14 protein-coding genes are annotated in these 26,721 nt (G+C 65.5%); 5 read left to right on the top strand and 9 right to left on the bottom strand.

Annotated features, from left to right (window positions below):
- Positions 1 to 85: 85 nt before the first annotated feature.
- Together I5M_RS11980 and I5M_RS11975 are read right to left on the bottom strand one after the other, a co-directional pair.
- Complete coding sequence (locus tag I5M_RS11980) at positions 86 to 13,258, bottom strand: hypothetical protein (protein ID WP_148287864.1); 13,173 nt, start codon at positions 13,256 to 13,258, stop codon at positions 86 to 88.
- A gap of 24 nt (positions 13,259 to 13,282) precedes the next feature.
- Complete coding sequence (locus tag I5M_RS11975; protein ID WP_159103993.1) at positions 13,283 to 18,328, bottom strand: leukotoxin LktA family filamentous adhesin; 5,046 nt, start codon at positions 18,326 to 18,328, stop codon at positions 13,283 to 13,285.
- A 320-nt stretch (positions 18,329 to 18,648) separates the two neighbouring features.
- On the opposite strand from I5M_RS11975, the gene I5M_RS11970 reads away from it, so the two are divergent.
- Positions 18,649 to 20,376, top strand: a complete 1,728-nt coding sequence (locus I5M_RS11970; protein ID WP_022721621.1) for a winged helix-turn-helix domain-containing tetratricopeptide repeat protein — start codon at positions 18,649 to 18,651, stop codon at positions 20,374 to 20,376.
- A 584-nt stretch (positions 20,377 to 20,960) separates the two neighbouring features.
- Here I5M_RS11970 and I5M_RS11965 read toward each other — a convergent pair.
- Positions 20,961 to 21,167 (bottom strand): hypothetical protein, encoded by a 207-nt coding sequence (locus I5M_RS11965; RefSeq protein ID WP_022721620.1) that lies wholly within the window; start codon positions 21,165 to 21,167, stop codon positions 20,961 to 20,963.
- 82 nt (positions 21,168 to 21,249) lie between these two features.
- On the opposite strand from I5M_RS11965, the gene I5M_RS11960 reads away from it, so the two are divergent.
- From I5M_RS11960 to I5M_RS11945, 4 genes are all read left to right on the top strand, one after another.
- Entirely contained in the window at positions 21,250 to 21,552 is a 303-nt protein-coding gene (locus I5M_RS11960) for a hypothetical protein (RefSeq protein ID WP_022721619.1), read from the top strand.
- 19 nt (positions 21,553 to 21,571) lie between these two features.
- Positions 21,572 to 22,249 carry a SprT-like domain-containing protein gene (locus I5M_RS11955; protein ID WP_022721618.1) on the top strand — a complete coding sequence of 226 codons (678 nt, stop codon included), beginning with the start codon at positions 21,572 to 21,574 and terminating at the stop codon, positions 22,247 to 22,249.
- On the top strand, positions 22,246 to 22,509 hold the full coding sequence (locus I5M_RS11950; protein ID WP_022721617.1) for a hypothetical protein: 264 nt from the start codon (positions 22,246 to 22,248) through the stop codon (positions 22,507 to 22,509). The genes I5M_RS11955 and I5M_RS11950 overlap by 4 nt, the downstream gene beginning before the upstream one ends.
- A 96-nt stretch (positions 22,510 to 22,605) precedes the next feature.
- Positions 22,606 to 22,803, top strand: coding sequence for a hypothetical protein (locus tag I5M_RS11945; RefSeq protein ID WP_022721616.1), 198 nt, complete (start codon positions 22,606 to 22,608; stop codon positions 22,801 to 22,803).
- Here the strand turns inward: I5M_RS11945 and I5M_RS11940 are convergent.
- The 6 genes from I5M_RS11940 to I5M_RS30910 all read right to left on the bottom strand — a co-directional run.
- Positions 22,800 to 23,318, bottom strand: a complete 519-nt coding sequence (locus tag I5M_RS11940) for a dATP/dGTP diphosphohydrolase domain-containing protein (RefSeq protein WP_148287862.1) — start codon at positions 23,316 to 23,318, stop codon at positions 22,800 to 22,802. The genes I5M_RS11945 and I5M_RS11940 overlap by 4 nt on opposite strands.
- Positions 23,319 to 23,461: 143 nt before the next feature.
- Entirely contained in the window at positions 23,462 to 24,688 is a 1,227-nt protein-coding gene (locus tag I5M_RS11935) for an oxidoreductase (RefSeq protein WP_022721614.1), read from the bottom strand.
- On the bottom strand, positions 24,688 to 25,092 hold the full coding sequence (locus I5M_RS11930) for a hypothetical protein (protein ID WP_022721613.1): 405 nt from the start codon (positions 25,090 to 25,092) through the stop codon (positions 24,688 to 24,690). The genes I5M_RS11935 and I5M_RS11930 overlap by 1 nt, the downstream gene beginning before the upstream one ends.
- Positions 25,092 to 25,307 carry a hypothetical protein gene (locus tag I5M_RS11925; RefSeq protein WP_022721612.1) on the bottom strand — a complete coding sequence of 72 codons (216 nt, stop codon included), beginning with the start codon at positions 25,305 to 25,307 and terminating at the stop codon, positions 25,092 to 25,094. The genes I5M_RS11930 and I5M_RS11925 overlap by 1 nt, the downstream gene beginning before the upstream one ends.
- A complete protein-coding gene (locus tag I5M_RS11920; RefSeq protein WP_022721611.1) occupies positions 25,297 to 25,746 on the bottom strand; it encodes a hypothetical protein in 450 nt (149 codons plus the stop codon). Before I5M_RS11920 ends, I5M_RS11925 begins: the two co-directional genes overlap by 11 nt.
- A 6-nt stretch (positions 25,747 to 25,752) precedes the next feature.
- The coding region (locus I5M_RS30910; protein WP_022721610.1) for an N-acetylmuramidase domain-containing protein at positions 25,753 to 26,721 on the bottom strand (969 nt) is incomplete at its 5' end.

Here is a 26,721-nt window from a genome sequence, read left to right as displayed (position 1 = left end):
CGCAGCTCCACAGTGCGGCCGCTAAACCGACAAGCGGCCCTGCTCGCACGGGCCGCTGGATGGTTCGATGTGGCGACATCGTCGTCTATCGCACGGCGAATGCGACGTGCGCATTCCCCGGTTTCGGTTTACTCGCGCGCCGATCTCGAACCGGCCTGCGCTTCTCGCTCGGCCGGCCTCCGAGGTTCACCGCCGGGCCGCCGACCGGCGCCTCAACCGGCATCGCCAACGGCGACCGGAACAGCCCTTGCGGCCCGAGCAGATACAGAGTCGCAAGGCCTCCCTTCGCCTCGTTGCCGGCATCGAAGGCACCACCCTGGCGCATGTCCTGCACGGCGTTGCGGATGAACGAGGTGCCGGTGACGTCACCGCCGCTCCCAGCGTAGTTGATGATAATCGACGCTACTGCCGGGTCGTACCAGACGACCTGCGCATCGCTGATTGTGGTGCGACCAAGCTGACTCAAAGTGAACAGGTGACTACGCTGATACAATTGAACATTGACGTTATTGACCGGCGCCAGGCTGCGGTCGTCAAGCAGGATTAGTCCGACGGGCGCGGCGAGTAGCATATGTCCGTCGACATTGCCCTGTTCGAGAACGAATTGCTGGGCCGTCGTCGCGATTGTCGAGTCCACGACGCGGTAACGGCTGATCGTGACGGCACGCGTATCGATCGAGAGGTTAGCCGAGGTCGCCGCAACGTCGCCGAAGCCCGTCACCATCATCTGCAGCGGTGTCGGCGACGCGAGCTGCGACGCCGCGACGTCCATCGTATCGGCTGCCAGTTGCAGCGAGCGGCCCACTCTCAGCGAGCGAACTGAAATGTTGCGCGGTGTCGCAAGCTCCACGACATCGCCCTGCAGCAGGTCGAAGTCGATATCAGTCGCCGAGGCAATGCCGACCCCGCCATGCGCGAGCAGCTGTTTGCCGAGCACGTGGCCGCCCAGCGAGTGAATCGTGATCGCGCCCGGATCAGTGGCGGTGCCATCGGCCTGCAGCCGGTCGAAGGTGATATCGCCAGAGGCCAGCAGAACCTGACTACCCGCGCTCACCGCGGTGCCGAGTTCGATCGGACCGCCGGAGGCCACGGCGCCGAAGCGTCCGCCCGACTGGATGTTGTTCCAGCGCAGCAGACCACGGGCGAACAGCGCCGCGTCGCCATGCGTCGTTGTCAGACTGTTGCCGGTGTTGTCGCCCCTCCCGGCCGTCAAGGTCGCCGCGCCGTTGGCCGACACGCTACCGCCGGCGATCGAGGCATTGTCGGAGGTCACGTTGATATCGCCGGCATCGGCATTGGTGCCGGTGGTGGTGAGCTGGGCGAAGTTGATGCCCTGCGAGGCGTGCAAATTCTGCGTGCCGCCGCTGGAGGCGGTGCCGAGCTGAATCGCGGCTGCGGTCGAGTTGACCGCGAGCGCTGCGCCCGCGGTCAGCGACGTCCAAGTGATCAGGCCGCCGGCAGTCAAGCTCGCCGAGCCGCTCGCCACGCTGAGCGTGGTGCCGGTGAGCGTCGTCGCCGCGGCGAGATTTGCCGAACCGCTGGCCGAGACGCCGGTGCCGGTGATCGACGAGTTGTCCGAGGTGACGTTGATGTCGCCGGCGTCACCACCGGCGATGCCGGTCGTCGTCAGCTGAGCGAAGCTGATCGCCTGCGCGGCATGCAGCTTCTGCGTGCCACCGCTCTGCGCGTTATCGAGCTGGATGGTCGCTCCGGTCGAATTCACACCGAGCGTCGTCCCGGCAGTGAGCGATGTCCAGTCGATCAGCCCGCCTGCCGTGAGGCTCGCCGCCCCTGTGGCTGCGGCAAGCGTCGTGCCGGTCAGCGTGGTCGCTGCCATCAGCGTCGCCGAGCCATTGGTCGTAATACTGCTACCAGCGGGTGCGCCGGTGATGGCGCCCTGGTCCGACGTCACGTTGATATCGCCGGCGTCACCGCCCGGAATACCCGTCGCCGCTAGCCGCGTGAACGTCACGTCGTTGGCTGCGCGCAGAGTCTGGGTGCCGCCGCTCGACGTCGTACCGAGCTGCAGCGCGCCTGCGGTCGAGCGCGCACCGAGCGTGGTGCCGGCGGTGAGCGAAGTCCAGTCAATCAAATCACCTGCCGTCAGGCTGGCGAAACCATGCGTCGCGGCGAGCGTGCTGCCCGCGAGCGTCGTCGCTGCCGTCAGCGTCGCGGAACCGTTGGCAGAGACGCTGCCGCCAGCGATCGCCGCATTATCAGAAACGACATTGATGTCGCCCACGTCACCACCGGTGATACCGGTGGTCGCAAGCTGCGTGAACGTCACGTCGTTCGCCGCCCGCAGTGTCTGAGTGCCGCCGCTCGAGGTGCTGCCGAGCTGGATTGCGCCGCCGGTCGAGCGCGCGCCGAGCGTGGTACCGGAGGTCAGTGTCGTCCAGTCGATCAGGCCACCGGCTGTGAGGCTGGCAGGCCCATGGGTCGCGGTCAGCGCGCTGCCGGTCAGCGTGGTCGCCGCGATCAGCGTCGCCGAGCCATTGGCCGAGATGCTGTTGTTGGTTGCGCCGGTGATAGCGCCGTTCTGCGCCGTCACGTTGATATCGCCCACATCGCCGCCGGTGATGCCGGACGTCGTGAGCTGAGTAAACGTGACGTCGCCCGCCGCGCTTAGCGTCTGCGTGCCGCCGCTCGAGGTACTCACAAGCTGAATTGCACCGCCCGTCGAGCTTGCGCCGAGCGTGGTGCCGGCGGTGAGCGACGTCCAGTCGATCAGGCCGCCGGCAGTGAGGCCGGCGGAGCCGTGCGTCGCGGCCAGCGTGGTGCCGGTCAGCGTGGTCGCTGCAGTCAGCATCGCCGAGCCATTGGCCGCAACGCTGCCGCCGGTGACGGCGCCGTTATCGGACGTCACGTTGATGTCGCCAGCGTCGCTGCCGGTGATGCCGGTGGTCGCAAGCCGCGTATAGGTTACATCGTTCGCTGCCCGCAGCGTCTGCGTGCCGCCGCTCGACGTGCTGCCGAGCTGCAACGCGTCGGCCGTCGAACGGGCGCCGATGGTCGTGCCGGCGGTGAGCGTGGTCCAGTTGATGAGGCCAGCGGCCGTCAAACTCGCGAGGCCATGAGTTGCGGTCAAGGTAGCACCCGTCAGCGTCGTCGCAGCCGTCAAGGTGGCCGAGCCGTTGGCCGCCACGCTGCCGCCGCCGATCGAACCGCCATCGGAGGTCACCGTGATGTTGCCGAGATCGCCGTTAGCACCGGCGATGCCGTTGGTCGTGAGTTCAGTGAACGAGACGCCGCCGGTGGCATGGAGGATCTGCGAGCCGCCGCTCGACACCGTATCGAGCGTCAGCGTGCTGCTGCCGGCAATCGAAACCTGCGTGCCCGCCGTGATCGGATCCAGCGTCAAGGCGCCCTGCCCGTACAGCATGAACGAACCGCTCGCGGTGGCGCTGGTGATGTGGAGGCCTGACAGCGCGATCAGATAGACATCGGCTCCGCCGGAGAGATGCGTGAGCGGTGACGACATTTGCAGCCACGCTGCGCTGGTGCCGATCGCCCCGCTGGCCGTGAGCGACACGTCGGCGCTGCTGCCGGTCGCCACCAGATTGGCGCGGCCATCACCGTTGATGAAGATGCCGCCCGTGGTCGACGGGCCGCCGGCGACGATAGTGATCGCATCACCCGTCGCCAGAGCCGACGTCAGGCGGCCGATCGTCGCGTCGCCGGTGGTCGTCACTGAGATCGCGCCCGCGGCAGCGATGTCGGTGTAGTTGCCCATCGACAGCGTCGACGAAATCAGCGTGACCCCGGCGCCGGTGCTCTGCAGCGTCACCGGGTCAGTGACGAGGCCATTGCCGAACAGGATGGCGCCGTTGGCAATGATCTGCACCGCGCCGCCACCCTGAACGTCGCCATTGATGGTGATGCCGTTGCTCACCGAGTTGAGCGTGAGGGCGCCGCCGGCGGTCAGCGAGCCGCCGGTGGCGGTGCCGACGATCATGGCGCCGGTCGCGCGCAGGCTGAGCAGGCTGATGGCGCCGACGGCCGAGCCGGTGATCGGTCCGGAGACGTTGAGCTGCAGCGGCTGGAACGACGCGCCGTTGAAGCTGATCGAACCGCCGGCCTGCAGATCGAGCGAAGTCGCGACGATGTGCACCGCGTTGCGATCGGTGAAGCCGGCCTCGGCGTAGATGCTGCCGCTCGCCGAGAACTGGACGTCGGCGGCGTTGACGTTGCCGAGGATCAGGTCGCCGGTGGTCTGGCGCAGGTACACGCCCTGCCGCGCCTGGACCTGATCGACGACACCGTTGGTCGATCCGGTCAGCGCCAGCAACAGCCTGCCGTCGGTGGTGGAGGTCAGAGCCTGACCGATGCTGCCGGTGTCGGCGATCAGCGTCAGGCTGGCGATGTTTCCGGAGATCGCGACCTGCCCCGGCGTGCCGCCGAGAATGCTACCATGGGCCTGCAGCCGGACCTGACCTGGCTGCGTAGTCTGCACGCCGGCCGAATAGGCCGCGGTCATCGGACCATAAGACGACGTCGGAATGCCGCCGAGCGGCATGTCGCCGGCGCTGCCGAGATAGACCTGCGCCAGTGCCTTGGCCGACACCGGGCCGACGGCGTTGACCATCAGCAGGCTCTGCTGCTGGATCGTCACCGTGTACTGGCTGACGCCGCCAGCCCCCGCGACAGGCGCGGTCGTCACCGACAACTGGCCAGGACCGGCGGAGGCGAGCAGCGCCTTTTGCGCATCCGTCAGGTTGGAGGCGTCGTCGCTGCGGAAGCTGAACGTCACCGGCGTCGCCAGGCTGCCGATATTGCCGTTGGGGCTATAGAGCATCACCTGACGGCCGCTGACATTGAGCGGCAGGTCGCCGATGGCCGGCGCGGACACGCCGTTCTCCGGATTAGCGCCGGGGCTGACCGTGTAGGTGAGCTGATCGAGCGTCCAACGCGAGCCGGAGGTCAGGCTAGCGTAAAGCGTCGAGGTGGTCGGCAGCGTGTACGAGAACGTTGCGCTGTAGCCGCCCGGCGCCAATGCCGCCGTCAAGTCAGCAGTCTGCACCGCCCATTGGAACTGCGAAGTCTGGCCTGCCGAAGTGCCGAACAAGACGTCCAGCGACACCGGCAGCGCCGCCGCCACCTGCGCCTGCGAAACCTGAGCGACCGGAATGCCGAGCTGGGCCGCGACCTTCTCCGCCGTGATGCCGAGCAGATACTCGTCCTTGGCGAAGCGATTCATCGCCTCGGTCTCGATTTGAGCCGTGCTGATATGGCTTGGATCGACACCGAGCTTAGCGGCCAGCTGGGCGGCGATCGTCTGCGCGCCGAGCGGCGTGATGCTGTAGGTGCCGTCGGCGGCGAACGCCATGTTGCGCAGCTGCCAGTAGTCGTTATAGGCGGCGTTGATCATCGCCTGATACGACGTCACCGCGCCCGCAATGCCGGTGCCGAGCAGGTTGAGGTTCGCCCACACGCTGGCCAGATAGGCGCTCTGGTCGGCAGTCAGCCCACCCGTGGTGACGCCGTTCAGAATGCTGGCGGAGCGGCCGTCGGAGCCCATCGCGGCGAGGAACACCGCGCCGTGCGACGTCACCTGGCCGATGCGCAGGTCGCCGGACGACTGCACCAGGTATGTGCCGTTCTCCGACGTGCTGTTCAGCAAGCCGCCATCATAGTTGCCGTTCGACAGCGCCGTGCCGGTCGCCTGGATGACGATCGGATTGATGTTGGTGAGGACCAGCCCGGTGCTGTCGGTCGAGGTGCGGGCACCGATCGCGCCACCGGTCGTGTTGATGGTGATCGAACGACCGGAGATGACCGGATTGCTGACGTTGTAGGCCGACGCCGCGGTGATGTCGCCGGCCGCCGTGATGTAGACGTCGCCGCGCGGCGCGTTCCCGCTCACACCTGGATTGACGCTGACCTGGTTGATGTTCAGCGCGCCGGCCGCAGTCACCGCGATTTCGTGGTCGATCGAGCTCGCAGAGAACGTGCTGCCATAGGTCGCGATGGGGATGGGCGCGGTCGCGGTGCCGACGCCGCCCTGGCCGTTCAACGCCACCGACACGCCGGAGACGAACGGCGCAGCGCCGGCGACGATCGCCGAATTGGCGCCCGTGGTGGTGATCGCGGTGTTACCCTGCAGGTTGTTGATCGAGGCGTTGACGATCACGCTGGCGTTCGACGTCACCGCGATGTTGCTGGTGCCGCCGCCGGTGAAGCTGATGCCGATCGCGTAATTGGCCTTGACGCTGTTGGTCATCACCAGCTGCAGATGATCGAACCGCTCCTGGTACCAAGTGCCGTGGAAATCGGTGCCACAGCATTTGTCGGACCCGGTAGAGACCTGATAGCCGGTGTACGACCCGGTCGCCCACACGCTTTCCTGGAAATTGGCGCTCTGGGTGCCGGCCACGATCTGCGGCGCCGACCGCGACCAATAATTGTCGATCGTCTGGTACACCGATCCCGTCTGGTCGAAGTGCCAGCCGAACACCGACATGTCGTTGGTCGCGGTCCGCGACAGCGAGGCCGAGTCGGTCCATTGATACAGCAGATTGGCCGGCTGGTAAGTCAGCCCGGAATTGGCCGTGGTGACACCCTGCAGACCGGCGTAGCTGCCGGCAGTGATGCCGTTGGCCACATAGATCGTCACCTGTTGATCGGCCGGCGCACCGGCATTGTAGACGTACCACTTCGTCTGGTTCTGCCCATGATCGACGATCTGCACGACGCTGGCGGCGCTGACGCCGGTGTTGATCGTATTGGTGACCAGCGTGGTTCCGGTGGTGTTGTTGACGGTCACCGTGCCGGCTCCGCCGTGCACGATGATGTTGCCTTGGCTCGACCCGGAGGTCGATGTGCTGAGGATGGTGCCGTTGAGATAGACGTAGCCGCCGGTGCCCTGCACGACTGGACTCAGCAGGATCTGGTTGGTCAACGCGTCGTAGGATGCTGTGACCTTGACGTCGTTGGCATTGACGGTGGTGATGTAATTGGTGAGGTCGTAATACTTGCCGGCCGCGGCCGATGCTTGCGCGGCGGCCAGACGCGCCGGATCCGCATTGATCCATGCGATCTGAGTCTGCGCCGACGATCCGATATTGACCGAGTAGTTACTGCTCTGGCCGACTTCCAGGGTTCCGTTGACGTTGATGGCGGACGCCGACAGGATCAGAGCCTTCCCGGCCGTGACCAGCGACCCCGAGCTCGCAGTCGAAGTCGATTGAGCCTGAACGCCATTCACGACCTGGTTCTGGATCTGGACGACCTGGAAGAAGTTGCCGCCGGTCGCGTAGTTGATCGGTCCGCTGTCGCCCGAATAGGCCTGGTTCAGGTACTGGTTCCGAACCCACGACGCGGCGGTGCCGCCGGAGCTCGGCGTCACGCCCTCGCCCACCGGCAGGAAGATCCACGAGTACAGTGACGGGCTGCTATTGTTCGCGCCGTCGTAGTAGGCGGCCAGCATACGTGCGGTGAACACCGTGCTGGCATCGCACGCGCCGTTTGCGCAAGTCGAGGTAACGGTTGCTTGCGTGCCCGAATAGCCTTGCTGGTTGGTGTAATAATAATACGGGAACATGCCCCAGTTGCCGCCGATGGCGAGCGTGCCATCGCCGGTGCCGTACATTCCCATGTAGGTCGCCGCCGCATAGACCGCCGTCAACACGTCGGTCGGCCGATATTCCACACCGGTCCACTGCGCCGCGACGTCGTAGTTCGTGTTGTAGACGCTGTTGGCGCCGAGATTGCCGCCGATCAGGCCGTTCGGCACCGTCATCACCACGGTGCCGGCGCGAACGTCGCGGGTGATCAGCACATTGCCGAGCTGATCGACGATATTGAGCAGGCCGCTGACATTGGTAACGGTACCGCCGAGATAGATGTCGGGAGTCGTCGTCAGCAAATTGCCGTTCTGATCGACCGGCTGCCGGGCATCGTTGGTCGCACTCCAGCTCGCGGTGAGCGAAATCGTCGGCGTCTGCGCGCTCTGATCACGCACGATGGTGATGCCGTGGGTAGCGTCGCGGACGATGTTGCTCTCGTTAGCCAGCAGGAAATTGACGTTGCCGCCGGTGATGCTGCTCAGCGTCAGCTGCGACGTGAACAGGAAGTCGAGCCCCTGATTGTCGATGCTGATCTTGGCCGAATCCCGCGCCATCACGGTCGGGGTCACGCCGTTGACAATATCGCCGTGGAGCGTCGTCGCCAGGATCGAGACGTTGCCAGCCGAGCCAAGAATATTGCCGAACGCGTAGGCAGCACCGGTCTGGTCCGACATATACGGTAGCTGCTGGAGATAGGTCGCAATCTGCCGTTGCTTGGTGCCGGCGGCATCATCGTTCACGGCCGCGATGCTCTGGCCCGCCGCGACCGCGCTCTGCACCTGCGCGACCGTCAGACCGCTCAGGCTGGCGATCTGATTGAGGACGTCCTGCTTCGGATTGAAGCCGGGCACCAACGCATATTGGATGGTCTGATTGTTGTAGCTGACGATCGGATTGAACTGGGTCGGGTCCGACACCTGCACGAGGCTGAGCGCGCACAACAGCGCCGCAGCATCGCAAGGCGAACCGCCGGACGAATAGGTCACCTGGCCGCCGTAGCTGATGGTGATGATCTGCTGGTTGTGGATACCGGCCGCGACCAGGCCATCCATCATCACGTCGCCGGACGTGACCGGCGTCGCGCTCCTGTTGTCGCGATCGACCGAGGAGAAGATCGACAGGAACGGGCTGTACAGCGAACCCGAACCATTGGTGATCGTCGCGCCCGGATCGGCCCCGAGGAACACATTGTTGGCGCCGAGCACGGCGGAACCGGTGGCGAGATTGAGATTGGTGTAGCTGTTGGCCGTGGCCCCGCCCCAATGCGCGACCGAGGCCGAGACGATCGACGAGACGGTGTAGTTGTAGACCACCGTGGTGCCGTTCGATTTGATCTTGGTGGTGTAGCTGCCGTCGCCGCTCTGGCCGGCGTAGATGTTGATCAGGCCCCACGCCTGGATGTTGGCGGCGCCGACGTTCACCGCCTGCCAGGCGTTCTGCACCGCGTTGGCCGAAGCCGATCCGCCCGACACCAGACCGTAGAAATTCGCATTGGCATTGTTGTTGGCGGTCATGTTCGCCGCCGTGCCGATGGCGATGCCGCCGGCGCTGAACAGCCGCACGCCGTCCGAGATGGTGACGGTGTTGTGGGTCGTGGCGTCCATCGTCGAGGACGCTCCGCCGCCGGCGAACAGACCGCCGACGTTCATGCTGACCGTGTCGGTGGTGTTGAGGAAGTTGTACGCCTCGATATTGATCAGCGCGATCGAGGTCGCCGGATTGTCGTCCAGGCTGAGAATGGTGTTGTTTCCGATCAGCGCGTTGACCGTCTGAGTCACTGTGGCCTGGCTGATCGTCGCCGCGCCGGCCAGCACGCCGCCGGAACCGGCCCGCGCGCCGCCGCTGGTCTGATTGACCGAGTCGGAGGCGATCACGTTCATGTTGCCGCCGGCGGAATGCACGATCAGGTTCGGCCCGACATTGGCGTTGACGGTGGAGGTCACCGTGTTGGTGCCCTGCCCGCCGCTAGCGCCCACGGCTGACGCCTGATAAGCGTCGCCATTTGCCGCGTAAGTGGCGGTGTGCTGCGCGTTGATGCCGAGACCGGCGAGATACAGCGTGTTGGTCGAGCTGCCGCCGCGCAGCTCCGCAGTGGTGATGTTGTCGGCGCTGGTGGTGGCGACCGCAGCCGCGCCGGCGACGAAGCCGCCGGAGCCGGCGATCGAGTTGGACGTGTTGCTGTCGGCGCCGGTCGCGCTGATCGACAGCGCGCCGGTAGTGTTCGTCACGGCTCCCGTGTCGAGATAGGCATTGGTGCGCGTGTAGGACGACGTCTCCGCGACCGTGGCGCCGGCACCGATATAACCGCCTGCGATGCCCGTACCTGACGCATACTGATTGGTGTCGTTTTCTGCCGCGATGGTGACGTCGGCAGTCGGAAGATGAAGGTTCTTGCCGCCATACGCGTTGACGCGTGACGTGTTGGATGCCTGCACGTAAGTCGCCTGCAGGCCCAGCATCATGCCGCCGCCGCTACCGACCGCGGAAGCACTGGCCGAATGTTCGGACGTCGGCACCAGCGCCGAGGCGGTGATCGACAGCGGACCGCCCGAGATCGTCGAGTTGTCGTCGACGAAGGCGTTGACCTGAATATCGACGTTCGACATCGCCACCGAGGCGCCGATGCCGACATTGCCGGCCGCGACACCAATTGACGAACTCGACACGACCGGGGCCGCCGAGGCGCTGACCAGGAGGCCGGCATCGCCGGCTGTGATCGTCGAACCGGCGCCGACCTTGGCAAGAACGGTGACGCCATCGGTCGAGGTGGCCGAGGCGCCGGCGCCGCTGATGATGCCGGCTGCGCCCGCGACCGTATTCGAACTCAGCCCGCCGCCAGTGCTGGCGATGACGGTGACGCCTTCGAAATTGCTCACCGTGGTGGCGGCGGCGATATCCGCCGTCACCGAACTCGTCCGCGTCGCGGTGGCGAGCGACAGGCCGACTGCGCCGAGGCCGACGCCGAGGCCATAGCCCGATGCATTCGCGGTGGAATTGTCCGACGCCGCGACCGACACCGAACCGGAAGCAAGCCCCGTGGAGCCGCCGTTGGTCGTCGAGCCGAGTTCGGCAACCACCGTGTTGTTGATCTGCGCCTTGCCGACCGCAGCGCCCATGCCGACGTAGAATCCGCCGGCGCCGGCCGCTCCGATCGAACTGGCCGCGTAACCACCATGATTGCCGGCCGTGGCCTGGATCATGATCATCGGGGCGGTCAGTGTGCCGCCGCTTGTCTTGGCAGTGACCTGCTGGTCGACTTCGGTGATGGCGACCGCAGCGCCCTCGCCGGTGACGCCGACGCCGATCGCAAGCGCGCCGACCGCGTTCTGAACCGAAGTCCGCGCCGTTGCGCCGACGCCGATCGAGCTGGCCGTCACGTTGCTCGACAAGATCTGAGCCGAGATGCCGTCGACACCTCCGCTGACCATACCGACCAGATTGGTGCCGGTGGCGGCGCCGGCATTGCCCAGCGTGCCGCTGTTCGGGTCGTTGGAATTAGCGCCTGAATTAAGCACGCTCATGTCGTCGGTGGTGGCGCCGGAGCCGACCCGGACGATGCCCACGGTGCCGGCGAGACCGACCTGGCCGCTGAGACTCGCCACCACCGTGACCGGGTTGACGTCACGCGTGCTGAGCGCGCTGACGACGACCGCGCCGGGCGTGTTGAGCGTCGAACCGGCGATCTGCGCGGCCGTGCTGCTGTTCAGCATCACCAGATTGACCGCGGCGCCGACGCCGACCGTTCCCCCGCCCGACAGACCACCGACCACTGGGGCAATCGAGTCCGTTTCCGTCGCCGCGACTGTGGTGACAGGAGGCTGCGCGGCCGCTGACGTGATCGTAACCGTCGCGTTGTCCAGTTCGGCCGAGACGTTGTTGTCGACGAAGATGCCGGAGAATTGCGCGGCAATGCCAGCAGTGCCCCCCAACGCGCCGACGATCGCGTAGCTGTTCATGTCGGTGGTGTTGGAGGCGAGCACGCTCAGCGCGCCCGTCAAATTGATCGTCGTCGCTGCCGTCGAGGCGTCGCGGTCGCCGACCCGCGCCGTCACGGTGTTATCGAACAGCGCCACCAGCACGGTGGCGCCGATGCCGGCGGTCGAGCCGGCCGCACCCGCGCCGAGCGCACCGAAGAACCCGTTCTTGCCGTTGGCAATCACCGACAGGCTGCTGGCGTAGGTGGTGCCGTGATCGAACGTCGCGATCGTCGACGCCTGGAATTGGTTAGTCAGCGCCGAGCCGGCCAAGGCTCCGCTGCTACCCGAGCCGGCCGCGCCGACCACTTCGGTCGCCGTGCCCTGGAACGCGTTGGCGAACACGCTGACCGCCCCTGCCGCTACGGCAGCGGAGCCGATATTAGTGGAATCGATTTTTGCATAGGTGGTGCGGTTCATCATGTTGATGACGAGCGCAGCGGTGCCGCTGGCTCCGGAGCCGGAGGCGGAAATGCCGAGATCGAGATTGTTGCTGAACGACGCGCTCGACGCGAGCACGGAGACCGCCGAGACTTGGCCCGCGGTCAGATTGGTGTTGATGCTGGATGACTGGATCGACGCCTGCGTAAGGCCGCCCATGATACTGGTGACAGCGTTGGCCGATATCGCGAGGCCGGCGGTCGATGCAGCAGCGACCAAGGAGATCGTCTTCGCAGTCTGCTGCGAATTCGCCACCACGGCGACGCCCTGAACCGTGGTTGTGCCGTCCGCCAGTGACGGCGCGCTACCAGGATTGACGACCGCACTCGGATCGATGTCGGTCGCAAGCATGCCGTTGTCGATCGTCGCTGCGCTGCCGGCGGCATGCGCATCGACCGTCGAATTGGCGATGCCGGCGCTGGTCATACCGTTGATCGTATTGACCACGACGGACGCGCCGATGCCCTTGCCCGAGTTGATCGAGATCGCGACCGCGCCCGCATAGGCGGCGATGGTGTCGACGTTGGCGGCGGAGACCACGACGTTGTTGTTGGCCGCAACGGTCGAGCCGCGATTGTGGCCGCCCTGGTCGATGGTCGAGATCACGGCGGTCGATTCCGTGCTCATCGCCAGCGAGCCGGCGCCGGCCAGGCCGTTCGACGGCGGCTGCGGCGTGGACGGGGGCTGAGGCTGTGTCGGCGGCGTAATGCCACCGCCGCCGTAGCCGACCAGCGAGGTCGGCCGCGTCGGCGCCATCCGCTGCACCAAGCTCGCCAGATTCGCCTGCGGCGACGCTTGAGGCGAGCTGTTGCCGACCGACATCGCGGCGCCGATCGATACGCTGATGATGTCGGCGGTCGAGGCAGCGCCGACGATCACCGAGCCGGCCTGCAGATTGCCGCCGACAAATGCGGTGTCCGTCATGGCGTTGTCGGCCGTCACCGTCGCACCGAGGATCGAGGCCGACACGTAAGTGCCGATCTGGTCGATGGACGCCGACAGGCCGACCGCATTGGCGCCGCCGAAATTGACCGAGATCGCGCCGGCCGCCCCGCGAATTGTCGCGCCGTCTTGAGCGGTGACCGACACCGCCGCGGCGTCGACGGTCGCCGTATCGACACCGCTCGGATCGCTGCTGGTGACGCCGTGGCCGATCTGCGCCACGACCGCGTTGTTGATCGCGTTGTAGGCGATGGAGCCGTTGCCGGCGACCGAGCCGGTCGCCGCGCCGACGCCGATCGCGATGCCTATGATCTCGGAGTCATCGACAGCCGACACCACGACAGCGCCCGCGCTCGAAGTTCACGACGTGCTGTCGATCAGCGCCAGATGGCTGGTGCCTATCCGATTGACGACGATCGACACGCCGACATTGCTCTTTCCGAGCTGCACCAGGCCCGCGACCGCAATGATCGCGGCGCCGGTGGCGTTCGACGGCGACACCGCGCCGCCGCTGAAGTCGAGGCCGGAATTCCCCGCCGGCGCCAGCCCGCCATTGGCAGCGAGCGCAGCGCCGGCGATCAGCGCGTCGAGCGAGGGGATGGACGCGCCCGATGCGTTGACCAAAACATTGCCGCTGACATTGACCGTTCCGCCAGTGATCTCGGCGAGAACCGTCGGATCGATGTCGTTGACGATCACCACGCCGGCAAAGCCGTTGGCGTTGGCACCGCCGCCGACCGTCGCCGCGCCGGAGGCGATGCGGCTGGTCATCAGCGCCTGCACGGTGAGATCGTCGACGTTGCGGATCGTGGAGTTCGACAGCACGGCCGAGACGCCCGCGCCGCTCGACGGATCGCCGATCGACGCGTAGGTCATCGCCACGCCGACGCCGGTGCTCTGGCTGTTCGGACCGACCGTCAGGCCGCCGTACAGAGAGCCCGCGCCGATGCCGATATTGGTCTTCTGATCGGCGATGATCGAGACGTCGCCGACGCCGCTGCCGGTCGTCTGACCGACGGTCGAGCCGTCGATGCCCGCCTGCACGCCGTTGCTGATCATCGCGGCCGAGACTGAGGCCGCGAATTGCAGGCTGCTGTTGGAGGAGCCGCCCGTCACCGCGATGGCAAGTCCGATCGACGTATTCTCGCCGCCCGCCAGCGCCTGAACCGTGGTGTTGTGCGCTGAGACGGCCGACTGCGCGATGTTCGCCGTCGTCATGTCGCTGCTCATCGTGACCGCGACTGCGCCGGCCAGGCCGACGGTGTAGTCCGTCCCCGGCGCGCCCTTCGACAGCGCGGCCGAGCCGCTCGCCGTGTCGATGATCGTGTTGTTGAGCGCCTGCACCGAAACGCCGTTGACGTTGCCGGTGCCGTTCTTCAGCGTCGCGCCGCTGATCGAGGCGTGGGTGCCGAGCGATGTCAGCGCAACCGCGGCGCTGCCGGCGCCGGCGACGACGTTGCCGCCGTTGACCGGACCGGACACGTCGCTGGTCAGCTTGTTGTAGGTGTTGGTCAGCTTCAGCAGCACCGCGATGCCGCCATCGACGAAGAACGCCGCAATCGTCTGCAGATAGTCGGCGTCGCTCGGCTTGGTCGAGATGAAGGCCGGCGGGTCGGTGACGCTCGGCAGATTGTTGGCGGACTGCGCCGCCACGGCGACCGTGGTGAGGCGGCCGACGGTCAGCGCCGACACCGCGACGTTCTGTGCATCGACATAGCCGCTCGTTGCCGAACTACTGCCGGCGATACCCGACGCGCCGGTCAGCGACAGCACGGTCGAATTGTCACCGATGAAGGCGTTGGTGTCGGTCGACATCTGCGCCAGCGCGACCACCAGGCCGACGCCGGTCGCGGTCGACGAACCGACACCGCCGCCGACATCGAACGACGAAATACTCTGCTGCGCGTCGACCTCGAGCCGCTGCGCCGTGACCTGCGCCAGGTTGCTGACCGACGCCGAAGTGTGGTTGTCGATCTGCAGCACCGAAGCGATGCCGTTGAGGCCGAGGCCGGAGCCCGAGCCCGAGGTCGGCGCCACCGCATAGATCAGGTCGCTGGTGGTCGCCGTCACGTTGACGGTGCCGAGCGCACTGATCACCGCGCCGGCGCCGATGCCGGCGACTGTGTTGGTGTTGAAGATGTTGACGTTGGCCGATCCGCCGATGGCCGTGCCGGTCGGTCCGCTGGTGGTGCCGAAGAACTTCAGCCAGGAGAAATTGCCGCCGACGTTGATCGACTCGGTCGTGGTCGTCGCCGTCACGGCGACGTTGTCGCCCCAGCCGATCGAGGCCGGCGTGCCGCTCAGACCGGTGTTGCCGAGGTTGGTGGTCCAGCACGATCCGGTGCTTTGTGCGCAGGAGCCGGCGCCGGTCTGGTTGATGTGGGCGCCGCTGGCGATCCACGCGGTCGTATTATTGGTGATTTCGAAGTAGTTCACCGCGCCGGACAGCGAGGTCGGCGACGGTGCCACTGCGGAGCTGTCGAAAGTCGCGTTGGCGTAGCTCGTCAGCACCGTGCCGGACACGCCGAAGCTGCCGCTGATGTGAGACGTCACCGCCGAGAACGAATCGAAATCAAGCCAGGTGATCGTTATCGGAACCGTCGTCTCGGCGTGCACGCCGACCTGCGGCGCGGTGATCGTCACGCCGGACCCGATGTAAGCCGTCGAATTATGCGTCAGCTGATCGACATTGACCGCCATCGAGACGCCCGACGCGCTGCCGGAGCTGCTCGACGTCGGATCCGGCGAATTCACCGCCGAGCTCGCGCTGCCGCGAACGCCCGCGTCGGTTAGGCTGCTGATCACGGCGACGTTGCCCGAATTGATCGTCGGCGCGTTGCCGGCGGTGATCATGTCGCCGTTGGCATCGGGGGCGATATTCGCAATCGACGCCGACGAACTCGCCGATGTCAGATTCAATGCCAGCGTAATTCCGCCGCGCACATTGGTCAGGGTGCCCTGACGAGCAGCCGCCTGCCCGGCGCCGGTCGAGTCGAACGCACCGCCCGAGGACACCACGTTGCCGATCGAGGTCGGGCTCGAGAGCACACTGGCAAACCCGCCAGTGAACGCGTTGCTGCCGATAGTGGTCGAGGCAAACACCGCGTTGCTCGACGTGTTCGAGCCGGAATAGACGGTGACGAGCCCCGCATTCGCGGCCTGCGGCAGGCTGGCGCCGAGATTGGCGACCGCATTGGTGGTCACATCGCTGATCGCGACCGCAACGGCGGCGACGCCGGTGCCGGCCGCGATGCTGCTCGCCGAGGTCGAGAAGTTGTTATTGTTCTGCGCCGCGACGGTGACGTTACCGACCTTGTTGAAGACCACGCCCGGATCGACGGTGGCCTTGGTGTTGACGGTGCCGGTCGTGTAGGCCAAAGCGCCATCGATGCTGGCGCCGAACGTCACGACCTGGGCCAGCACATTGAGCGTGGCCGCGTTAGTGGCGGTCGCCGTGAAATTTCCGCTGGAAATCGTCGCGCCCGAAGCCACCTGGGTGGCGATGTCGGCGTTGACGATGCCGACCACCACGGCCGCTCCCGCCGTGCTCTGCAGCCCGGCGATCGCCGGATCGGTGGCGTTTTCAGAACCGACCGACGACAAAGTAATGGCGTTGGTCGCGGTCAGATGCGCCGTGCTCTGCACCGTCACCTTGGCGGTCGCCGTCGCCTTGATGTAACCGCCGGCAAGGCCGGAGACGGCACCGAACGCAACACCGGCGACAAGTTGCGCCATCGACTGCAGTGGATCCGAATAAGACGAGGTAGCGGTCGCCGTGGCTGTTGCGGAGATGTTGGCGGCCGTCATGGTGCCGCCGATGGTGATCGAAGCGCTGGCATTGGCCTCGCCCACCGTCTGGGTATCGCTACCCGTGGCAGTCATGGTGATGTTGCCGGCGGTGTAGCTGGTTCCGACGTTGTTGACGTCGGCGTAGATTTTGCCGGTGCTGCCGATATTGATCGTCGGCGCGTTCAGAGTGACGGACTGCGAGTTGCCGGTCGAAGCGCGGTTGGCCGATGACAGCAGGCCGTCCACCAGCGCGCCCGAATAGGAGCGCGTGTCGATGGTGCCGTAGATGTCGATCTCATTCGCCGCGATGCTGACATTGACGACGCCGCCGGAGCTGGCGGTGCGCCGGGCGTCGAGCGTGGTGCCGCTCGCCAGCGTAAAGGTGCCGTTGCACAGGCCGCCGCCGGTGCCGGCGCATAGAATCAGCGTGCCTCCGGCGTCGATCGCGTTGACCCAATTAGCGACGTCGGCCGTGGTGTAGTTGCCGCCGCTGCCGATGCCGATCGGGCTATCGGTGATCGTCATGGTGGGCGGATCGATCAGCAGCGTGCCGGCTTTGCCGTTCGGCGCCGTCAGCTTGACCTTGACGCCGCTCGGAATGTTGAGCCGGCCGAAGGCGCTGAGTTCGACCAGGCCGCCGTTGCCCTGCGCCGATGTCGTATCGAACGTCGCGCCCGGCTCGACAATCAGATCATGGTTGGCGACGACCCGGATGGTCCCGGCGTCGCCTTTCTTGCTCTTGGCGGACAGCACGCCGTAGCCGGCGACCTTGATATCATTGCCTGCATTGACGGCGATCGAACCACCCGGCCCGTTGCGCGAAGCCACTGATATGTCGGCACGATTTCCGATCGTGACGTTGTGGCCGGCGCGCGCCGAGATCGATCCGCCGCGGGCGTGAAGCTTGCCGTTGATGTGCGCGTCGTTGGCCGCGACAATCTGGATCGAGCCGTTACGCACCACGATCTTGCCGCCGGTCTGCAACCCCTTGCTGTTGACCGACGACGCAAACCGCGCCGCCTGCTCGCGGCTGGCTTCGCGCGGACCGACGGACACGTTCTGGCCGGAGAGCCGCACCGCATCCAGCGCGTTGACGCGGCCGCGAATGCGGATATTTCCTTCGGGCGAGATCGGCACGGTGCCGGCCAGCAGATTGTCGACCGCGCCCTGATTGATCTGTCCGGACTTGCTGACGACGCCATCGACGAATTCGCGCGTCGGTGTCGTAACGTTCAACGAGCCGACATTGACGGTGCCCGACGAACCGACGACGAAGCCGCCCGGTGCGGCGAAGTAGACGTTGCCGCCGATCTTGCCGTCCTTGTAGGAGTTCATCACGCCATTGATGACGGCCGGGTCGCTGCTGTTGATCAGGTTGATCAAGTTGCTGGTGCCGTTGGGCAGCACCAGATTCCCCGTCGCCCCCCGCCCGATCTGAAATTTCGAGAAAGAGTTGAAGGCGTTGGCACCGGATATCGTATTCGTTGTGACCGTGCCGACCGCACCATTGGTGGCGACCGAGGTCGCGGTGCGGCCGTCCGGAACGATGTTGACCGCGCCCGGCGGCACGCTCTGGGCGAAGCTGATGGCCGGCGCGAGCGTCATGACGAAAGTCATTGCCGCCGCCGTGACCCGGAGCGAAATTGCGTCGATGCACATCCGGGGCGCCGCCGGCGCAGCCACGGCGGCGCGATGCATCGCATCGCGGCCCGCAGCTCTTTGCAACCGTTCCTTGGCTCCGTTCGGAGTCTGCAACTTCGAACTCCCCCCGCCCGGTTGTGCACAGCACCGGGACAAAATGGCCGTTAACCTTTTGTTAACAGGGTGATAGTTGCAGGAAACGGGGTGGGAAGTCCTGAACCAGTTGCGATGACTTTCTGAAAAGATTCTGATATTACCGCCCAAAAGGGGCACAAACAGACGGTTTTGGAGGATTTGTGCTTCAGTTCGCCGGCTTCGAGCTGGACATCGAACGGGTCGAACTACGCCCGGCGAACGGCGAAGTCATTCGCCTGCGCCCGAAGACGTTCGCCCTGCTGCACCTGTTTGCGACCAACGCCAATCGCCTCCTCAGCAAGCAGGAGTTGATGACGGCGGTCTGGCCGAACGTGCATGTCGGTGACGACAGCCTGTTTCAGTGCATCCGGGAAATCCGGACCGCGCTGGGCGACAAGGACCGCCAGATCGTCAAGTCGGTGTCCGGGCGCGGCTATCTGTTCGATGCCGACGTCGTGGTCGTTAACCGATCGCCGGCCGACTCGCCCCCGCATACAACCCCGGAGGCGGAAGCAGCCGCCCTGTCCGACGAAGACGTGCCTGCCCCCGTCTTACAGCCGCCGCCGCTCGCCCCAAAAGAAGACGGTTCTGCTGCTGCGGGCGCCATCAGTCGGCCGCGCCGGAGGCTGATCGCCGCGGTTGTGGCCGTCGTGGCCATCGGCGTCACGCTCACCGCTACATTGTTTATCCAACGTGCCTCGACTCCAGAGACGCGGACGATTGCCGTCCAGCCATTTGAAATCAAAACGTCCGACCCGGCCGCCGCCGCGATGGCTTCGACGGTGTCCGACCGCCTCACTGATGGGCTGTCCAAGATCAGCAACGTACGCGTGCTGGCTCCGGAGGCGCAGCCGGTCGTCGCCAACGTCGCAGCACCGCCCAGCGCGAAGGCCGATCTCGTCGTTCGCGGCGAATTGCAGCGCGAAGACGGCAACTGGCAATTGCAGGCCCGGCTGATCGACTCGCGCACCGGTCAGGTGCAATGGGCGGGCGGCATCCGTGTCCCAGTCGATACGATCAGCGAACGTTTGCAGCAAAGCCGATTGACGGCTGGCATCGGCGCCCCGCTGGCGCTGCGTATCAACGCTCTGACTCAGCGCGCGATGCCACCGGAATCCAAGATCATCGCCGAACAGGCCGCGGCATTTTTGAATCAGACCAATCGCGAGCGCTTCAAGGTCGCTCAGGAGCTGCTCGAGAAGTCGCACGCTGCCGCACCGAACGACGTCGAGATATCGGCAGCGCTGTCGGCCCATCTGATGCGCGGCGTGGCGATGGTGTGGTATCCGCCGTCCGAACTCGAAGGCATCGAAAAGCGCGCCAGAGATCTGCTCCGAGACGCAGTGAAGACCGAGCCGAGCTACATTCCTGTGCTTCAGGCGTATTGCCGGCTGCTGCAGAACACCAACCAGTTTGCCGAAACGCTGGTGGCCTGCGAGAACGCGCTGCGGTTCGATCCGTGGGACGGTCTGGTCATGTTCCAGATCGGCATGGCCCAGCTTCGCCTCGGCCGCTATCAGGATGCGCTGGCGACCTTCGAGCGGGCCGACGCCGCCGATACGCCCGAGGTGTCGCGCTGGACCTGGCTGCTCGGCGCCGGCCTCACGCTTGTTTTGATGGAGCGTTACGACGACGCGCTGACATGGCTGCACCGCTCGCGCGCGATTACTCCGGCGACCGGCCGCACCGACTTCATGATCGCAACCTGCTATCAGGCCATGGGGCGCCATGAAGAGGCTCGCGTCGCCGTCGCCACCGGCCTGCGGCTACGGCCGGGCACGACCGGCGAAACAGTCGGCCTGCCCCCTAAAAACGAAAGCCCGCGCTTTCTCGCCGACTCGGCGAAGGTTCGCGAGTTACTTGTGGCGGCGGGTCTGCCGCCGAAATAACAAGCTCAACCTATCAACTCGTCATTCCACGTTCGCGCTTTCGGCGCGCCCCTGAATGATGACTGTTGAGGACGTGAATTTGCGCGAATGGGCCTAGCGCAGCCCAACCCCTTCCCATTGATCGGGAAGATCATTGATGGCCTGAAGGGCAGACCTTCATCGGCAACGAGCGGCGGCGAGGCCGGGGCGAGGCCGGGATGTCGATCGCGGAGGAATCGAAAGCGGCCTCATCGGCGCTTTCAACATTCCTGTTTCGGACAACAAGGCCGAACCGGTCGAGGTCGGAGCCTGGGGACCCAGCCCGTTTGGCCTTCAGAACCACGTCGACGTGCCGCCCACGTCCGGACCGCGCTGTACGTCCTCCTTCAGCCAGCCGAATAGGTCAGCAGCCATCGCCCAAGCCGCCGCTTCGTAAGGGCAAGCTCTGAGAACGACGCCGACTTGATCGTGACCAGTTACGGAAGATGTCGTACAGGACTTCGTCCGGGCCGGCTGAGCGGATTCCGCGAAAGCGCTCAAATCAGAGCTAAGTATTTGATTTTGCTTTGGTAGCGGGAGAGCGCTACCGCCTAGACCCCCCCGCCCTATTCGTCATTCGCGCCGCTTGATAGAGCGCGCCGAATTTCCGACAGCGCGACGGCGGTGATGGCTATGGCGAACATGCACGCGCCAAGGCCAATCAACGCGCCGAGCGGGCCAGCTATTCCGGCGGCGCCGGCAATGATTGCCAGGGCACCGAGCACGATGCCGAGGCCTGGGCCGACGTAACTTTCAGATTTATTTTTTGCCATGCCGGCAACTTAGCACCGGAACGGTTGACGACTCGCTGCGTTTTTGTTTTTGTATCGTACGAAACAAAACGAGGCCCGACCAGTGAACACCATCGCGCAAACGATCCTTGAACAGCTCGGCGGCCGGCGCTTTGTCGCCATGACAGGCGCTAGGAATTTCCTCTCCCACAATGACGGCGCGCTTTCCTTCGCCCTGCCGTCCAACTTCGCAACCGCCGGCATTAACCGCGTCAAGATCACCCTGACGCCGACCGACGACTACACGATCGAGTTTGCGAAGGTCCGCGGCGTCTCGATCAAAACCATCGCCTCGGTTGACGGCGTTTATGCCGATACCCTGCGGGACGTGTTCACCGATCGCACCGGCCTTGATACCAGCCTCTAAGGGAGCCGCAGCCGTGACCATGCAAGCCGCCCTGCCCTTGCCGCTCGCCGACAACCCGACGGCGCACACCTACGGCGGCCTTGATCGCGCCTATGCGTTCTTCAACAAACGGCTGTTCGGCGACACCCTGCCGCCGTGCCTGATCACGATGCAGCGCCATAAGGGCGCCTATGGTTACTTCGCCCCGCAGCGGTTCGGATCGCGCGACGGCGGCACCATCACGGACGAGATCGCCCTCAACCCGTCGCACTTTTCGGAGCGCGACATCCGCGCCACCTTGTCGACGCTGGCGCACGAGATGGCGCACCTCTGGCAACAGCATTTCGGCAAGCCGTCCCGGTCCGGATATCATAACAAGGAATGGGCAGCGAAAATGCGCGAGATCGGCTTGCACCCGTCGAGCACCGGCGAGCCGGGCGGAAAAGAAACCGGGCAGCGCGTGTCGCACTACATCGTCGACGGCGGCGGTTATGATCTGGCCTATGCGGCTTTTGAGGCCGAAGGCGGCGCCGTCGACTTGCTCGGCGACCGATGGAGCGAAGACGAAAAAGCGGCCAAGACGCGCGCCAAAAAGGCCGCCAGCAAAACCGCCTTCGAATGTCCTGACTGCGGCCTCAAGGCGTGGGCGAAGCCCGACGCAAAGCTCATGTGTGGCGAGTGTGAAATCCACATGGAATGTGAGGCAGTGGAAGCATGACGCCGCCAACCGAGGACGACCTGCTCGCCGCCGCTTACGAGGCGGCAGCCCGGATCAACACCGAAATTGCGGCCGCCGAACTGGCCGCTTTCGACGACATCCGCCGACACGGCGACCACAATCGAACCTATCGCGCCGCCCGGCGCGCAAGGTTCCTCACCGAGACAGCTACACTGCGCCGCGAGCTGGAACGTGTGACCGCCGCAATAGTCGATCATCGCAATTCGGCAAACGCGCTGCGCTGGCCGCTGGCGCGATAAAACGGCCCCGGTCGCACCGACCTAGCTTGCACCCGGAATTAACGCACAGCGGGCCGCCCTATTGAGGCGGCCCGATCGTTTTGTTACGCGTGGCACATGGCGACAGCACCCGACCCCTACGTCCGTTATTCCTTCACCATGCGGATCGCCGAGGCGCGACAGCGCGCGCGCGCCTACTTCAAAGAGTTCCCAAAAGAGACCTTTGAAACGATCGTTGAGCACCACGAGGATTTTCAGGGCAGCAATATACGCGTGACGATGCGCCGGCTCAAAGTGCCGCGACCCTCTCCCTAATCCGGAAGGATACGGCCCGGCCCGCGCAAGCCGCCGGCCAGATAGCGCGCCACGGGATCTGCGTGCGTCTCGCCGAGCCGCTTCATCTTCTCATTGAGATCAGCCAGGAAGCCCGCCGGCGCCGGCGGCGGGCGATCGTCGATATAGCGGCCGTGGATTTGCGCCGCCCGCAGCACCGCCAGCGATGCAATCGCCTTCGAAATGTGGTGCAGCCCCGCGCCGCTTTCGGCGTCCGTTTCCTCGCCCAAATTCCAGAACTGGAATACGTGCCGCGCGCAGGCGTCGACGTACACGCTCGCGCGAGGCTCGGCGACAAGGTAGTTGTGACCGCCGTACTTGAACCCGCCCTCGGCGAAGGCAAGGGCCAGCTCGAAAATCACTTCCATCGGAATCCACGACAGACACGCCTTGAGCGTGCCGAACGCGTCCTTCGGATTGCTCGCCTTGGCAGCCGCCGGGGCGCCAGGCGACGCCGGCGACACCGCAAGATCGGCGAGCGGGCAGAACGTCGCCATTCGCGCCTCGGCGTCGGCCGCGGCCTCGAAATCCGCAGGCGGCATCACGCTGGTTTCGGCATGACGCGGCGGCGGCGCGACGGTGAAATCCGGCAGCGGGGTGCGGCTGCGCAAATCCTCATCATCCCATTTTGCCATTGTCGTTACCTCATACTCGGCGGCGGAATGTTGACGCGCTGGCGGCTATCCTCGCCGTTACGTCTGTGCAGCGTGATCACTTGCAACGCTTGCGCGGATCGCCAGCCGCCGCCGGCGGCGTGGTTGTCTTTGTCGGCGATCGTCGAGAATGCTTCGACTCGCACGTCGCCGATCGTGTCGAGCTTGTCTTTGTGGATATGCCCGAACAGAAACCAGTGATAAGCGGTCGCGCCCCATGCTTCGCGCTGATCGACCGCCATCGCCATCGCCATGCGGCCAGGCGTGAGCTTGTCGCCATGCGCGGCGCCGAATAGCGTGTTGCCGAAACGGCGGTAATAGAGATCGGCCGGGAACGTGATTTTGACTCGGCGGTTGCGCTCGTAAAAACCCGACAGCGCGAGCGCAAGCGCGGCGCCGGCCTCAGGATCGTGGTTGCCCGGAATGTTGACCACCTCGACGCGCTCGTGCTTGGCAAGCGCCATATCGATGATCGAGCGAAACACCCGGACGCCGGCGCGCTGCACCTTGAACCAACGACCGTCAACGTCGAGCTGATGCTTTGACTTCGGCGTCACGTTGCGCTGATCGTTGGCGTGATACCAGTCGCCGAGATTGATGATCGTCGCCTCGCGCGCGCGGTCCGCCTTCGCCACGATCGACGACGCACAATCGAGCATGCGCTCGGATGCAATCTTGAGATCGTAGTCGGCGCCCGTCTGCGGCCGCCATGACAACATGCCGATATGCGGATCGGCGATCGGATAGACGGCCAGCAAGTCGCGTTCGGTGCGGCGCGGTGCCGGCACGATATGCGCGCGGCCGCGATAGGCTTCGAACTCGGCTTTCAGCGCGCCGATCAGCTCGGGCGCGGCGCTGTCCGTGCGCGTCTTGATCCATCCGGACCGCCACCGCCCCTCGTCGTCGACGTAGGCCGATATACCCTTAAGGATTTGCCCGCTTGGGATTTCGAACTTGTCGCCCGATTCCTTTCGCTGCTGAATCCATTCGCTCTTGGTGCCCCCGTCGCCGTTGCGATTAGTCGCAATTTGCTTGATGGCGAAGCCGGGCAACACCGGCTTAAAGCCAAGCATGCCGCGCTCAGCCGCGCGGTGCAGATGCAGCTTGAACGTCGAACGCGGCAAGCCGAGCGCCGCCGCCGCCTTGCGCTCCGATCTGTGCTCGGCCTGCGCAGCGGCCGCGCGTCGGCACTGTTCGTCTGATAGCGATTGCATTACGAAATCCTGAGAACGCGCAGGATCAGCGCCTTAAACTCGGCGCCGAACATATGCACGAAGTACATGATAAGCCCGATGGCGCCGGTTGCGATTGCAACAGCGGTCGCGGCCTTGCGCGTGAGGTCGGAAACTTGCGGCTCGATCTTGGCGAGCCGGGCCGCCAGCGACCGCGGGTTTTTCGGATCGTCGATCGCGGCGACGCGTTCGGCGAGCGGATCGATAGCGCCGACTTTCATCGACATATTGGCGAGCTGGTGCCGCACCTCTTGGCGGTACTTCGCGCTTTCCTGCCGGTCCTGTTCGCGCTCGGCGCGATCACGTCCGACCGCGTCAATGTGAGACTCCAGCTTGCCTTTCAGCTCACCAAGTAGCAGCACCAGGCTTTGCGACTCGTCCGCCATCAGGTGCCGCCACTTTCCAGCGCGTCGCGCTGTTTATCTTCGCAGCGATCACGCGCCACGATGCGACCGTTAGCCGTGGCGGCCGCGGCGCGGTTCTCGGCCGCCAGCACGCCGAGATCAGCCTTGCGCGGCGCCGGCAAAGGCACCGGCTTGCCCAGCGCCTTGCATTCGTTCGGCAGGCGCGGTGCCGGCGGCGCCGGACGATCACCGGGCAATATCGCGCAGCCGGCGAATGTCGTCGTCAGTAGCAAGGCGGCAAGCCTTGCCGTCAGTTGCTTTCGCATAGTCGGACACCTTCGTTTGCATTGCGTCGGCGTGTCGCTCGATCGCAGTAATCGCGAGATCGGTTTCGGTGCGCGCCGCGGCCTTCGCCGCGGCCTCGCGTTGACGTTGCGCGGCGAGGCGCAACGCATCGGCGTCGCGCCAGGCGGCGCGAACCTCGGCTGATCCGTGAATGTCGCCGGACACGTAGCCGGACGCGAACAGCACGAACGCCAGCGCCGCCGCGCCGGCGATCTGCCCAAGCGGCGAGCGCAGAAACTCGATCGCCGTCTTGAGGCCGAACGCCACGCTCGGCAGATACATGGCGGCGAGCGCGAGCCCGCCGCCTCCCGTCGCCAGTCCGGCGACGGTGGTGAGAAGCGAGATCAACATGCGCGATTACTCCGCAGGCCCGGCATGCACGCCGCTGATATGGTCGGCGACGCGGCGCGCCTTGATGCGCTCGGCGATCCAATAGACCGCCGCACCGGAGCCGATCAGGATCACGCCGGCGACAATGATCGCCGGATCGGCGAGGATCGGGCCGACCAAATCCTTGAGCGCCTGCATGATGCCCTTGGCTTGGTTGATCTTGTCGATTCCGTTCTGCGCGGTATCGAGCAAGCCCGTCACCTGTTCGGCGCCGCCGCCGGCGACGAGCAAGCCGCCGATCAGCACCTTGCCCTTGCCGATCAGTCCGCCAGTGTTCGCCGCCTTGACCGTCTGCGATCCGGCGGCCGCCAGATCGTCGGCGGTGACGAGCTGGCGATCGACCGGCTGCGGCACCGGCACCGCACTGCGCAGCGCCTCGATCGTCGCACCGTCCGCCGCGCCCGTGACCGGCAGGCCTTCATGCGCTTGGAATTGCGACAACGCCGCAACCGTCTTGCCGCCGGGGCTGCCGTCGGGCTTGCCGACGGCGACGTAACCGAGCGCGCGCAGCTTGGATTGCAGCACCTTGATTTCGGCCGCCGACAAGCCCGGCGCCGGATCGTGAGCCGCCGGCAGCGCAAGCTTGCGCTGCCAACGCTTATCGGCATCGGCAAGCCGAACGTCGTAGTTGTTCTCGGCATACTTCGGCCCGTTATAGGTCCGCGCGACGGCGCGCCACTCACCGCGGTTGAGCGCGTCGACCAGGTGCTTGTTCTGCAACTCGCGCACCATCGCGTCGATCTGCACCCGCAGATTGCCTGTCATGCGATCGACCATGTCGCAGGCGCTGGCGAACCCCAGCTCCTCGGCGAGAAATCCCATCGTCTGCCCGGCGCCCCACGACGCCGATCGATTGGCAACCTCGGCGTCGACGCTACGCGCCTTTGCGATCAGCGCCAGGCGGCCCGCGCTGGTGCCTTCATCCTTGTACTGCGT

Source organism: Rhodopseudomonas sp. B29 (genome assembly GCF_000333455.1).
Taxonomy (GTDB): domain Bacteria; phylum Pseudomonadota; class Alphaproteobacteria; order Rhizobiales; family Xanthobacteraceae; genus Rhodopseudomonas.
The sequence above is the reverse complement of the archived record's forward strand: the minus strand, read 5'-3'. Positions and strand labels throughout refer to the sequence as shown.